Annotated in this window: 9 protein-coding genes; 4 read left to right on the top strand and 5 right to left on the bottom strand. The window is 38.2% G+C overall.

Annotated elements, in window-relative coordinates; genetic code table 11:
• Positions 1 to 27: 27 nt before the first annotated feature.
• Positions 28 to 1,302: an exo-beta-N-acetylmuramidase NamZ family protein gene (locus AC6CH7_RS08555; RefSeq protein ID WP_498262283.1), complete on the bottom strand. Its 1,275-nt coding sequence runs from the start codon at positions 1,300 to 1,302 to the stop codon at positions 28 to 30.
• Between the two features lie 157 nt (positions 1,303 to 1,459).
• On the opposite strand from AC6CH7_RS08555, the gene AC6CH7_RS08550 reads away from it, so the two are divergent.
• Positions 1,460 to 2,248 (top strand): hypothetical protein, encoded by a 789-nt coding sequence (locus AC6CH7_RS08550; protein WP_498262282.1) that lies wholly within the window; start codon positions 1,460 to 1,462, stop codon positions 2,246 to 2,248.
• Positions 2,249 to 2,371: 123 nt separating this feature from the next.
• On the opposite strand, the gene AC6CH7_RS08545 is transcribed toward AC6CH7_RS08550, so the two are convergent.
• The 4 genes from AC6CH7_RS08545 to AC6CH7_RS08530 all read right to left on the bottom strand — a co-directional run bounded on the left by AC6CH7_RS08545 (position 2,372) and on the right by AC6CH7_RS08530 (position 8,740).
• Entirely contained in the window at positions 2,372 to 3,712 is a 1,341-nt protein-coding gene (locus AC6CH7_RS08545; RefSeq protein ID WP_498262281.1) for a right-handed parallel beta-helix repeat-containing protein, read from the bottom strand.
• Positions 3,713 to 3,760: 48 nt separating this feature from the next.
• Complete coding sequence (locus AC6CH7_RS08540) at positions 3,761 to 4,159, bottom strand: putative phage tail protein (RefSeq protein ID WP_498262280.1); 399 nt, start codon at positions 4,157 to 4,159, stop codon at positions 3,761 to 3,763.
• 293 nt (positions 4,160 to 4,452) lie between these two features.
• Positions 4,453 to 6,183, bottom strand: a complete 1,731-nt coding sequence (locus AC6CH7_RS08535; RefSeq protein ID WP_498262279.1) for a putative phage tail protein — start codon at positions 6,181 to 6,183, stop codon at positions 4,453 to 4,455.
• 133 nt (positions 6,184 to 6,316) lie between these two features.
• On the bottom strand, positions 6,317 to 8,740 hold the full coding sequence (locus AC6CH7_RS08530; protein WP_498262278.1) for a putative phage tail protein: 2,424 nt from the start codon (positions 8,738 to 8,740) through the stop codon (positions 6,317 to 6,319).
• Between the two features lie 633 nt (positions 8,741 to 9,373).
• Here AC6CH7_RS08530 and AC6CH7_RS08525 point away from each other — a divergent pair.
• The 3 genes from AC6CH7_RS08525 (at position 9,374) to AC6CH7_RS08515 (ending at position 13,651) form a co-directional block, all read left to right on the top strand.
• Complete coding sequence (locus AC6CH7_RS08525) at positions 9,374 to 10,141, top strand: SDR family NAD(P)-dependent oxidoreductase (protein WP_498262277.1); 768 nt, start codon at positions 9,374 to 9,376, stop codon at positions 10,139 to 10,141.
• 242 nt (positions 10,142 to 10,383) lie between these two features.
• Positions 10,384 to 11,277 (top strand): helix-turn-helix domain-containing protein, encoded by an 894-nt coding sequence (locus AC6CH7_RS08520; protein ID WP_498262276.1) that lies wholly within the window; start codon positions 10,384 to 10,386, stop codon positions 11,275 to 11,277.
• 994 nt (positions 11,278 to 12,271) lie between these two features.
• Positions 12,272 to 13,651, top strand: coding sequence for a putative phage abortive infection protein (locus AC6CH7_RS08515; RefSeq protein WP_498262275.1), 1,380 nt, complete (start codon positions 12,272 to 12,274; stop codon positions 13,649 to 13,651).
• The last annotated feature ends 3 nt before the right edge of the window (positions 13,652 to 13,654 follow it).

The following is a 13,654-nucleotide window of genomic DNA, read 5'->3' as shown; positions in this document are numbered from 1 at the left end:
TCTTTAATAATAGCCATTAGTGGCTACTTATGGATATAACAAGTATTTTTTGCGCATTGTTTTGTAATTACTTAATCCCGGTTCCCAGCTTGCCCTTATTTCTTCTTCAGATTTACCGGCAATAATCTGTGCCCTAAAGCTCGAAACGCCAATAAGCTTTTCAATAGTGCCCATTTGTTTGCTCAATTTAGAGTTAAAGAAATCTGCTTTGTTTGGAGATGCCTTGTACAGCTCAATTAACCAGCTCAATTTTATCTTCCTCTCCTTTCTAAATTCATTTACATCGTATTTCCTAAGATCCAACCCATAACAAAGCTGGTTCATAAATAACGGAGATTCAGACATACCTTTAATGCTTTTTGGAGTAAACGAAAAGGTATACTTGTCCTTTAAAAAAGGAGAACCCACTATAGTAAATGGAAACATAGTACCGCGCCCATGGTTCAAATAAGTGCCTTCAAACAAGCAGGTAGTAGGGTAGAGTAAAATCGACTGCGCAGTATTTAAGTTTGGCGATGGTTTTACCGGGAGTTCATAAGGAGTATCATGCGTATAGTTGGCGACCTTAATTACTTTGATTTTGCATTTCAATTTATTATCAAGCCAGCCTTCGCCATTTAGCATTTGAGCATATTCGCCTACAGTTAATCCATGTACAACTGGAATAGGTTTTAAACCAATGCCCGATTTGTGCTGCGGCTCCAATATAGGCCCATCAATGTAAAAACCATTAGGGTTTGGTCTGTCCAGAATCAATACCTCTTTTTTATTAGCGGCACAGGCTTCCATTACATGCTGTAAAGTATTTATGTAAGTATAAAAACGAACACCAACATCCTGAATGTCGAATATCATCACATCAATATCAGCTAAATCTGTAGCTGTAGGGGCAGAATGTTTTCCATATAATGAAACCACTTTAATGCCTGTTTTTGCATCAATTTCATCATCCACGCTAGTGCCATTGCTGGCATCGCCTCTAAAACCATGCTCGGGCCCAAATATCTTTACCACCTTTACTCCAAGCGTAAGCAGGCTGTCTACCGTTGTTTCTTTTCCAATAATAGAGGTTGGGTTTACCACCATACCTACGCGCTTTCCTTTTAAATAAGGTACGTACAATTCCGTTTGTTCGGCACCGGTACGTAGCTCCTCTGCTTTAGGCCTGTCAAAGTTTTTAGCTTTTACCTTGTATGGGTTTGGCACAGCAGGGTTAAAGGCTATTTTGGTTGATGAACCACAGGCCTGAAGAGAAAGTGTAAGCAGTGCGGCACTTAAAATATGTATAATAGATGATGTCATTTGGTAACCTTTTTTAATTATATACTTTAAATCAAAATCAAATAAGCATTTATACTCTGCTTTTCATTTTCATTGTTTTTCGTATCTTAGAGTGTCTTTTTTGAAAAAAAACGAGACAAAAAAATAAAAAACGAGACAAAAACTAAATGAATTGTTTATGGTAAAGTTTACTTTTGAAGGACCCTACCTCTACAAAGATAAAGGTAATAAAAAATGGCTGATTAGATATCTCATTAAAGGTGGTGGTATAAAAACGCAGTATCGTAAAGAAACAGGTACAAATTACGACAGTAGATTCAACTACATAAAGAACCTCAGAGTTAGAGATATTGAAGCGAATATTATCCTGGGACTTGTATTAAAGGATTTGCAAGATGGTGTTGATCCTGAAAATAGGCTTGCAGAGAGAAAATTGTTAATGCAGCAGCAAATAAAAGAAGCTGAAAAATATTCCTTTGATAGTTGTCTAAGGCTTTTTATGAAAGAAAAGGGCTATGTCGATCCGATTCCGAAAAAAGTAGATTCAGCTAGAACGTATAAGCTGTTTCTCAATAACTACCTTAAGCCGATTCTCATTGAGAGTGGTATTGAGAATGATATACGTCAGCTAACTAAAGATCATATCCAGGGCTTAATTGATTCCCATTTTTATGCGGAAGAAGGTAGTGGGCTTAAAAAATGGGTTGGTAATACATGTAATATCAATGTTTCTATGATCAGGAGCTTACTGGATGTGTTGGTGGAAAGGAAAATTCTTTCTACCAACGTAGCCCTGGACATAAGACCCAAACGCATCGGTGGTAAAATTGAAGCACGTTCTACGGTTTTTAAACGAAAAGAGATAGAAATTCTATTTAAATACGCGCAAGAAAATGATCCAACGCTTGAATGTATCTATAAATTTATTTATTACAGTTACATACAAGTCGATGGGAGGGCACTCTGAAACATCTGTAGAAATATCGCTCTCAAAGGTTCGCTAATTAATCAACCGATCTTAAGTCTTTTGCTTTTACCGAAAGCGAGCTTTATTGTGGGTTAACAAAAATACCCGCAATTAAATGTTCGGTCAGCCGTTTCCGATATTTATAACGTTTGGGCCAGGTACTCTAACAATGACATTTTGAGCGGTGTTAATACATTGATTGTTTATAACTTTACCTGAAACTGCGCCATAATCTACTCCGATCGAGTCGGCAATAGACTGACAGTCCAGTATGTTCTCAGATACAAGGATATTTGTATTCAAGGATGCCTGGGTAATCTGTATTTGTGCGAGATTAAATCCCTTGATGATGTTTTCGGAGATGATCACACCAAAGCTTTCTGAAAGGAGTCTTATTCCATAGCTTACGGCGGACTCAGTAGGATTTGAGTTTTGACAATAGTTTCCCTGGACTCTTGAATTTCTTAGTCGTAAGGAAATAGCACCAGAAGGAGCATCAATAATTTTATTGAATGAAATGTTATTCCATTTGTTCGTTGTATACACGAGATCCCAGGCTCGAATGCCGTGTGTCAGCACGTTTTCGATTTGATTACCTGTAATGGTTAAATCTCGGGGATCTGTGACATACACTCCTGAATTGCCTCCGATTATATAGTTGTCTCTGATTTTATTGCCGAAATTGAAATACACGCCACTTTCTCCAGTGTTTTGTATAAGTACGTTTTCATGGTTTGCTGCTTCTTTTATAAACCTGTTGCCGTAAACGTCATTATCTTTGCAGTCACCGCCGTTTGGATCGGGATGAGCTGCTAGTTGTAAAACCGGAGCAAGCGCATTTCCATATGAAGTAACTGTATTGTTGTAAAAACGAGTATTAATGGCTCCCTGGAAGAACACGGCGGAGACCTGACATCTTTCCGGCACACTGATGTCACAATTCCGTACGGTTACGTTTTTGCAGGCCCTGGATAGTTTCATGCCATGGCCCAAACTGTCGGAGGTGAAGCAGTTGTCCCAAATAATGTTTTCTGATCCTGAACCGACGTAAAGCGCATCACCAGCATCAGTTGTGGTTCTTAATACCCGGCATTTATTTATTGTGACGGATTTTGCGCCGTTCATCGCTATTCCCTTTCCATATGAATTACTAACCTCGCATAGTTCAATCAGTCCATTTGTGCCACTCTGGACGCGAATACTTCCTAACTCACCTTCACCGGAAACAGTTTCAACAGAGGAGTACATGTTTTTATTACATTTTAGTCCCCTAATCTCAAAATTAAAACAGCGTTCCAAATAAATTCCGACCCCTCCTAAATTCTCCAATGTCCCACCATTTATTTTTAGATTATAAATATCGGTATCTATTGGAGGTATGATTTGGATGCCTTTGTTTTTATAGAGGTTTCCGTCAACATGGATGTTATTAAGTGTAACATTACTTGATTTGATTTGTATCAACGCAGGTGGACTGGCGAAATCGGGATTATAATTGGATAGTATTTTTGATTATAACCCCATAGTGAGGTTGATTTCATTTGTGATTTGTAAGGGTGTGCCAACACTATAAGCTCTTTTTTCACTAAAATGTAAATCGACTTTTAGTGCTTGAGCTACGTTTATGGCACGTTGTATTGTAGGGGCATCATTGGTTATACCATCGCCCTTTGCGCCAAACCAGGTTACATTTATGTAATTGTCAATAACTCTTATCCATCTCCCTGTTGTTACTGCCGGAACGGGACTTATCACTGTGCCGCCATTATCTGTTAACACTGAGGTGTTATCCCAATAAAAAATTCCACCACCACCATCACCTTTAGTGTAATAGCCAAGGACATGGATTTCTTCCTCCGGTGCCGGGGGGATGAGTACTGCTTTCAGATCTGCAATGATGTCAACGGTCATATGTCGTTCTTTTGGTCTGAAAACTAAGCTACAAAGAAATAATTGTTGTGCATAGTGATTCGGGTAAGTTGGATGTTACGTTAATTGTCAGCTACTATTGTGTTGTAAATCGGTTTTCCCGAGGCAAGAACTCCTTTCAAGGAATTTAAACAGTTGTTCCATTTGCATTTTTCCACGCAGAACCGCTCCAACAGATGGACTTGCCTAAGTCGTATCGAAATAAGTTAATCCAATATGCTGGACCTGTGCAAATTGTATTGGCATTTATACCAGACCTGACGGTGTTTTAATAATTAAACTATTGTTCCTGTGGCGTCCACCCAACCTGAGCCCTTCCACCAAATGGGCCTGCCAAGTGTAATGTCGAAATACTGGGTGCCCAATAGTCTAAATAAAGTAGGCCGCTGAGCGGTTGTTCCTGTTCTTATTATTTGTGTAGGATGCCATGTACTTCCAATATTAGTTTCTAATCCTCCCGCATCTGTAGCTCTAACTATGTATGCGGTGCCTGCATTATTAGAAATATAAACTCCATCCTCTCCACTTGATGCAACTGTACCTATGAATCTAGTTTTACCTTTAAACGTAAATCTGTCAGATTTCACATTAGCAGTTTCTAAACTGCTAATATTAGTTACATTTCCAGAGTTATCTATTCTGAATATTACAGTAGTCCTGTCAGAAGCCAATAAGTCCAATTGGTCTACCTGGTTTAATCTAAATCCCTTATATTGACCAGCATTTTCATTTTCTAATACAAATACGGCTGTAGTTCCGGTTACACTGTTCTCGTCTGAATTCGATAAAATTCTAAGTGAATTTGCTATCTCTACCTGATATTGCCTGGCATTCCACATTCCAAAACCGGTATTCCCATTAGGCGACATAACCTGTCTGTTGTAGTTATTAGAATAACCAGTAACAGTCCCGGTGATGGTTACGCCTGTTACATTTGTTGATACTTGAAGACTTGTTGTTCGATTAATGCCGCCATCAACATGATATACCGCAACTACAGAACCCTCATTATACATTACATATTTACTTGAAGGTATTAACGGAGACTCCGTTATCTTCACCGCTATAGCTTTTGTTGAATCAATAGCCAATACAGGTATATTATAAACGACACCATCTATTGTTACAGGATAACTCCCATCTACAGCTACTTTACTTGCGACTGTAATTACAGTTTCTTTTCTAGGGAATATTCTTGCTGTTACTCCACTTATAGTTTTATTTACCCAATAGTTCCCGTAATTAAAACCAATTATCTTATTTAGAATGATTGCTGTGCTGTCTCCAGACATAATACTTATTTGATGTTCAGCACCATTTAATATTATAGTTAAAATTCCAGAAGACGTTGCAGTCCCTGATACGGCAATATTTGCTATCCCTAAGTAGTTAATTAAGTGATATTTCATGCCTAATGCTGACACAATATTTTGTAGGGCGGAAAAACCATTTCTTCTAAACGCTATTGTTGAGGCTCTCTTGGTAGGTGTCTCTAAAGTGTCGGCATTTAAGTTTTCATCTACATCTAAAACAATTGCCGAATGATATGGCGCTTTTATGCCCCATTCGTTGACGGGTATGCCTGTAGTATGCTTATTGTTTATAAATAGAACTTGTTCGTTTGTATTTCCATAATATTCAAAATTTATGTTTTCACCTAAGATTAGATCTTGAATATTGAATTTGGTCTTAAATGGCATTTTAATAATAAAAATACCCGCTGATTGACAAGTATATATAGCTAGTTGAAGAAAGGTAGTGTCATCAGCAATCCCGTCTCCGACAGCTCCAAACCATTTAAGGTTTATCGCACTCGTATAGATTCTCTTGAATCTTGCACCACCAGGTGTTGTTACAATTGTTGCTGTGTTGTCAATTGAAGAGGTATCTGAAGGGTCGTAATACCAATGTCCGCCACCATAGTCGATTGTCTGGTATACTGTAGTGGTCGATGGGGTTATTGTGGCTCTAAGGCCGGATAGGTTGGTACTGATTGCGTCTGCCATTTTTATTTAATTTTGATTGGAATGATATGATTAAAGGCGTGGTGTAAGCTTGCTTGGTGTACGCTTTTGTAAAACAAAAGAAAGAACAGGTATTTGTGTGTGTCAAAGAGAAATTACATTTTTGGCAATTCGTTTAAACTGTGTTTCCTGCGGCATCTTTCCAAACCGTTCCGTTCCACCAGATCGGCTTTAGCAATGTGGTATCATAGTATTGAAAACCAATCGGTCTCGATGTGGGCCTTAAGCCAGTTGCCCCTGTTTTAATAACATCCAGTTGTATCCATCCTGTTTTACCATTTGCGGATTGTTTAATATAGCTGTAGCCATTTATAGCATTTGATTGAAAAGTAGAACCCAGTCCTCCATCATAAAGTGTTTCTGGGCTTGGATCAGAACTTCTTAGGTTGATCTTAATGCTCTGGCTGGCATAGTTAGCTACTGAGCCTAAATTCAGACCTGAGGAGTACGTTTCATCCATTAAGTTTATTGCAATGCGACTAGCATCGGTTGCTGTTGAGAGAATTGGCGTGTTGCCTTCTGATAAGAATTTGTTTCCGGTTAAATTAAGATTGACCAGCCCGGCCGGCAACGGAGTAGGGGCGCCGTTTATCGCTGCCAAATACAACATATTCTCTGAAAAAATGCAATTTGATACTTTGTTTACTCTTGCAGGATGATTGTTGTTTGCCCTGAGGATGCCCGGATATTTAGGGTTTGCTGCGCCGGTTCTGATTAAATCAAATGTACAGTTGTCAATCGTGATGTCGCCTGTGGCTGCAGATGTTACAGAAATCATCGCTGCTCCTCCTGTATTATAAGTTTTTCCTCTAAAGCCGCAATTGAGGATACTTAATTTGGAAAGGGTTCTTATAAAGAACAGTAATCCATCTGCTGTGTTTGATACTTCAGGATCATCGGTATACCTAAATTTACAGCTGTCAAATAATATGGTCGCATCCCATCTATAGGTCGATGTGTCGACATCATTTGTATCAAATTTGCAGTTATTGAAGATACAATCGATGAACGCTACATTGCATCCGATGTTTATTACTGCATCATTAAAAATACAATTTATGTAACGGAATAGTGATCTGGATGAAGTTAATGGTACATGTGCATAAACTGAATATCTGTCTCTGATCTCTAATTTTGTTTCGGTGGTGAATGTATTTATGTTAAAAATGGAATTTCTGAATTCGGTTAAACCATTAGCTTCATGCAAAATCACATTTGCAGCTAATTTTATGGTGCAGTTATAGATAAGATTATTGAACCTATAGGTATTAGCCTTATCCCTAATTGCGTCAGGTATTTCTGCTGTAAACAAACTTCTTATGTTGTTTATTGTAATATTATTTAAGGATATGTCATCAATATTTTCAAAACCCATTAGGTTCGTGTCATCGTTAAGTATCCCGTCTTTGCAATGAATGTTATCGACAAATATGTTTTTAAATAGGGGCACACTAACACTTCCACCGGCACTAGTTATACCTCTTCCAGAAGTAAAGCAGTTGACTATCCTCACATTCTCTATGGTTCTGCCTGACAGGTTCCATTCTGCCGTTAAGTCTATTAATTTGCTATCTATGTGTGCATTAAGCACAATGTCAGAAAACACGAGGTTGGTTCCAAGAAAATCTACAAAACTGCCCGGAGATGCGGTTTGAACTTTATGGCCTCTTATCGTCACCCAATTACAATCAATAACTTTACCCCATGAATAGATCGTTACGGGAGAATCAGCCTGGTTGTGATAACAATTTTCCCATGTAATGTAATTGGTAGAAGCAAAGGAGAAAATTTCTCCGTTACCGCAGCCCTTTGCTACCGTGTTTTCGATGACGACAACAGCACTACAGTTGTTAAATCTTAGATAGGATGCGCGCATGAAATGCGCGGGTCCTAGCGTTAGATTTTTTATATAAGGACCTACAGAACCTCTGAATTCACATCCTGAGATGGTTAAGTTTTTACAATTATCAAAATCCAGGGCAGGTAGTCTTTGATTTTCGGATTCTGGTAATATGGGACCGCCGGCTCCAGCATTTCCATCTCTTTTAAGGTTTAAAAACTTAATACTGGTGCAGTTTCTAATCGTGATACCTACTGGTGTTTTTACAATTTTGGTGGTTAAAGCAATGTCTTTTCCAAGATCAAATAGTACTGCATTATTAAAGTTGATCTCAATATTCTGTTTGCTCTCTATGATCAGATTCTCGTCGAAATTGTAGATGCCATAATCAAACGTTAGGTTATTGTCAAGGATGTTCAATGCATTAAATGCCATTTGCAAGGTTGCCGTGTCGTCAGATATTCCATCACCCTTAGCACCGAACCAAGAGGCATTTAACGCACCATCATAAATTCTTTTAAATGCCGCACCAGTAGAAGTGCACTTTACAATTGTTGCTGTATTATCCACTGATGTTGTATCTAAAGGATCATAATACCATTGTCCTCCACCATAATCTGTAGTTTGATAGACAGTAGTGGCTACTGGAGTTGTTGTTGCTCTAAGGCCGGATAGGGTAGTGCTGATTGCGTCTGCCATGTTCTAAACAATTTGGTTGTTACAATATAACTAAAATCGAAAATAAAACTACGACTAAGACAAGCATTTAACATAAGCTTAATCGTTTCCCTAAGCTCCCTGGTCCTTTTTTTCCAGGCAGGGGCTAACCCGTCTGAAAATCGCTATTTACAATATAATGCATTTAGTTTTGTCCGGATCTTGATGTATGCTTTAAAGCAGTCTATAAGTTTTAGTTATTTTGATTATTCAATTTGAATAGGAGTGGCTGGGTCAAAAATGACATGCATGAAATACAATAGCCAGGGAAGCCATTGGTCTTAATTTGAAGTAAGGTCAAACTTTCAATGCTTATCCAGAATTTTTTTGATCATGTTCTTTCCATTTTCATGGTATGTGTATTTCAAGTAAATCTAAGAAAGGTACGTTAAGATTTAATGAAAAATAGTCCATATGGTCTATTTAGCCCGTGTCAGTGGTCCGGGCTGTCCTTGCAGCAGCAGATCGCATCAGAAAAATCGACTTAACCACCGAAAGTGGAAGCATCCTGACTCGGAAATATCGATTATCAGAGAAATGTATAATTCTTACCCTTAAATGTATAAGCGGGCGGCGATCTGAAGACAGAACTTTGTGTTATCAACATATATAACGATGAATACAACAGATCAACAATCGAAAATCGTCCTGGTAACCGGTGGTAGCCGGGGAATAGGAAAAAGCATTGCCTTGAATGCAGCAAAACGCGGCCTTGGCGTAATCCTTACTTATTACAGTCAGCCAGAGCAAGGACAAGCGGTGGCTGAACAGATCAACAACAATGGCGGCAAGGCGGTTGCTATGCAGCTCGACTCAGCGGAAACGCAGTCGTTTAGCAATTTCAGTACCCAGGTCTTGCAAGTGCTCAGGTCAGAATGGGCCCGGGAAAGCTTCGACTATCTGGTTAATAATGCGGGAATAGCTCAGCGAACACTTATTAAAGATACAACTGAAGAACTTTTCGACCAATTGGTAAATGTCAACTTCAAAGGCGTATTCTTCCTTACACAAAAGCTATTACCGCTCATGGTCGATGGTGGCCAGATCATCAATATCTCATCCGGCCTGGCACGTTTTGCATTTCCTGGCGTTGCAGTTTATGGCGCGTTGAAAGCTGCAACCGAGGGTTTAACAAGATACTTCGCCAAGGAATATGCTGACCGGAAGATACGGGTTAACAGTGTTGCGCCGGGTGCTATTGATACCGAGTTTGGTGGCGGAAAGGGTGATGAGGACCACAAGCAGCAGCTTGCATCAGGAATAGCCCTGGGTCGTCTTGGCGTAGCTGATGATGTAGGGCTTTTTGTTGCATCACTTTTATCTGATGACAACAGGTACGTAAATGCCCAGCGTATTGAAGTAAGCGGTGGTATCATGATATAATCAATTGCTAAGGACGGGTTTAAGGGTTGTCCTTATTAAAACAGAAAATGAGGTATGAAACAGTTGAATAACAAAGCGGCATTGATTGCCGGCGCTTTCTTTATAGGAGGAACAGCCGCCTTCGTCAGTGGACAGCAATTGATGATAAGTGGCGAATCATTGGCATAATTTTAATTTAACATTTAACAGAATAAGTGCCAGCTATGTTTACTAAATTTATATCAGGGATAAACATGGGTCACATGGAGTACATAGATATCAAATCAATTGCTGAACTGCATGGGTTTTTTCATTATGATAAGCCGTTGCATCCGCTTATCTCCATAATAGACCTGGCAAGGGTCGACCGCTCGCAGAGGATACCTGGAGCATCCTACCGGCTTAATCTGTATTCCATAGCCTGTAAAAAGATCGAAGGTGTTTTTAAATATGGCCGGACCAGCTACGATTTTGGGGAGGGTTCATTAATGTTTACCGCTCCCAACCAGGTGCTAACTCCGGGAGTCGAAAATAAGGTAGAGGGCTGGGCTATTTACGTGCACCCTGATTTTCTGAATGCCACAAGCAGGGGTCGTAAGCTAACCGAATATTCTTTCTTCGGGTACGACGCTCATGAGTGCCTTCACATTTCAGACGCTGAAAAGAACATTTTGGAAGATTGTTTACGCAACGTCGGTAAGGAGATCGGAAATAATCTCGATAAACATTCACATAATTTAATCCTGACCAATCTTGATTTGCTATTGTCTTATTGTTCACGGTTTTACGACCGGCAGTTTTTGACAAGGGGAAATGCGGGAAATGATATTGTGGAAAAATTTGAAAGACTTTTAAATGATCATTTCGCTCAGGATTCCCTGATTGATACGGGCGTTCCGGATGTGAAGTATTGCGCTTCGCAATTAAATTTGTCAGCCAATTATCTATCCGACCTGTTAAGTAAATATACTGGTAAGTCTACTCAGGAACATATCCATTTAAAACTGATTGACAAAGCAAAGCACTTATTATGGAGTACAGAAAGGTCGATAAGCGAGATCGCTTATGAACTCGGCTTTGAGCACCCCTCTCATTTCACCAAAATTTTTAAAACAAAGGTCGGTTGCACTCCCAAAGAATTCAGGAACCTGAATTGAGGAACACCATCAGTTTAAATTAATCCTTGAAGGTATGGAGTTGATTTAATTCGGGAGGGACATCCCAGTGGCAGTAAAATCAATAACTTACTATTTTAAAAATCACTCACCTGGAATATTGTATGCGCCAGCTTTTCTAAAAGCCTTTAATGCATTGTTTTGGTATAGACTATTTTGGATTTTACTAATCAGTTTAATAGTTGTCCGGTCTCGATGATCTGTTTGGCGTCGTTGATCTCGAACTTGGTGCCTGTCCATAACGGGTTTTTTGCAAAAAAAATGCTACTAATTAGCTCCGCTATTCTCCACTAAAATATCCATTAAATTTAATTAAGCATTTGAGACATTGTTCCATGCGTTGTGGGCTGTGTTCTTATTGAAATAATAGGTGAGAGATTGATTAAAGGGTGTTTTTGACTAGTTTAAGATAGCTGTCGGGCCTTCTCATTATGCTTGTTTAAGTTAGTGCTACTTACCTGTGCTCCTCGTTGAGGCCAGTATCTTCGGTTCAGTTTTTTGATTTTGAAAACTCCAAATTCTATTAGGTTATTTATCGGTGTTTTAATTTTAATTTTCGGTATTATTTTATCTAATTTTGGTAAATAGTATTTGCAGAATACAAATCAGGAAATTGTGGTGAGCAGGTGGTGAGTAATCCGAAGTTAATATCGTAAAGTTCTGTTTAATAGTGTTTTATGAGTGGGGTTCGAATCGCTATTCAACTGAACTGGATGATAATTTGCAACTTAGGGATGCCTACAAGTTATTATAACAACGCAAGAGGTCCTATAAAGTAAAAATTAGTTTTAATCATGTTGGTTTTCAATCAACACCATTGATGCCTTGTGTTTTTCCTGTCTCATTTGTGGTCCAGGTTATCTTGGAAAATAATTTAATGATCCCTATTCCTGATCAAATTAATATGACTTGAGAATTAATGTTTGGAATAGCTTTTAAAATTGTAATATTAGTCATCTAAAATTAACCTCTTATTATGTCTACTACAATCAAACGTCGTATTAAAAAGAAAATAGAATGGTATGATGTTTTTAGGAACTTCCTATGGTTTCTAAAAAAGAATAGAAACAACAGAATTAAAATTATCCAAGTTTCTTCTTTATGGTTGCTTGGAACAATGAGTATAATCGGTTCAATCGTTTTTTTGATCTGGATAATAGGTAATTTAGATTTAACAGCTGGATTGCCAATAGCCTGGGATGTTACAGGTCAGGTCGGTGATTTTTTTGGAGGTGTAATTGGAACTTTGGTAGCTGGCCTGGCAGCAATATTAATATACATGAGCTTCCATTCTCAAACAATTGCTCAACAAGAACAACAACGACAATTCCAAATTACGCAGGAACAGCAGGTGAAAATAGACGAAGTACAAAGAAAGGAATTCTTGAAATCACAAATCGAAAGCCGTTTCATAGAATTGGTTAGACTTCACCAGCAAAACTTAAATTCCATTTCCTTTCAAAGTGAAATAGCTGTTTATATAGGGAGGGAGGCAATTTCGGGCATCACAAAACAATTTGAGGAGTGTTTTAACGAAATTGAGCCTTTTTTTAAAAGTAAGGCTCCTTCAGACATTTTTGATAAGGACTATTTGGTCAAATGCAATCGATTAACCCAGACGAGGATAAAAATAGATCTGGTGAAAATGGCGCATCTAGAAATTGCTTATTGTTTTGTTTTTTTTGGCACTTACAATGGTTTAGAGCCTATTATTTACCAACTTCTAAAATATTATGAGACATCATTTTTAAAGCTCATTCTCTTTTATCTCTTTCTGAAGCCTTCGACGGAGAAAGATTCAAAAGTTTGGAAAAATCTCTCTAAACATGTTGATGTGGTAACAATTGCTCAAATTGCCGAAGATCGTGTACTCAAAACTAAAGCTCGGCATAACATAACGGGTAAGACTTATGAAAAAGACTTTCAAAGTTTGTTCGGAAAGCTTAGTGCAGAAGAGCGCTATTATAGGGGACATCAAAATAAACTAGGGCATTATTTTAGGCATATATTTCAGACGGTAAAATATATTAATAAGCAGAAAATTTTAAACTATGAAGAAAAATACGATTATATAAAAATGTTTAGGGCTCAGCTGTCCGTTGTTGAACAATATTTGTTATTCTACAATTCTATAACATTTATGGGTAAGGAATGGGAATTGAAACACATGCTATATGACACAGATGAGCCGGATTGGGATTCGCTTTTGTTTACCAAATACAATTTTATCAAAAATCTACCGCATGTTGAGCAAATTTCTGGAAAAGTTGATATTAGTACTTTTTACCCTGAAATTCATTTTGAGTTTGAAAATGAGCCAGTTAATAGACCGCAAATACTTGAGAAATTTAGTTGATTC

The organism is Pedobacter sp. GQ55 (assembly GCF_059758925.1).
Note: the sequence above shows the minus strand (reverse complement) of the source record. Positions and strands in the feature narration are given on the sequence as shown.

Coding starts and splice junctions, on each gene's coding strand:
- AC6CH7_RS08555 (WP_498262283.1), bottom strand. CDS start 1,302: ATGACATCATCTATTATACATATTTTAAGTGCCGCACTGCTTACACTT.
- AC6CH7_RS08550 (WP_498262282.1), top strand. CDS start 1,460: ATGGTAAAGTTTACTTTTGAAGGACCCTACCTCTACAAAGATAAAGGT.
- AC6CH7_RS08540 (WP_498262280.1), bottom strand. CDS start 4,159: ATGACCGTTGACATCATTGCAGATCTGAAAGCAGTACTCATCCCCCCG.
- AC6CH7_RS08535 (WP_498262279.1), bottom strand. CDS start 6,183: ATGGCAGACGCAATCAGTACCAACCTATCCGGCCTTAGAGCCACAATA.
- AC6CH7_RS08530 (WP_498262278.1), bottom strand. CDS start 8,740: ATGGCAGACGCAATCAGCACTACCCTATCCGGCCTTAGAGCAACAACA.
- AC6CH7_RS08525 (WP_498262277.1), top strand. CDS start 9,374: ATGAATACAACAGATCAACAATCGAAAATCGTCCTGGTAACCGGTGGT.
- AC6CH7_RS08520 (WP_498262276.1), top strand. CDS start 10,384: ATGGAGTACATAGATATCAAATCAATTGCTGAACTGCATGGGTTTTTT.
- AC6CH7_RS08515 (WP_498262275.1), top strand. CDS start 12,272: ATGTCTACTACAATCAAACGTCGTATTAAAAAGAAAATAGAATGGTAT.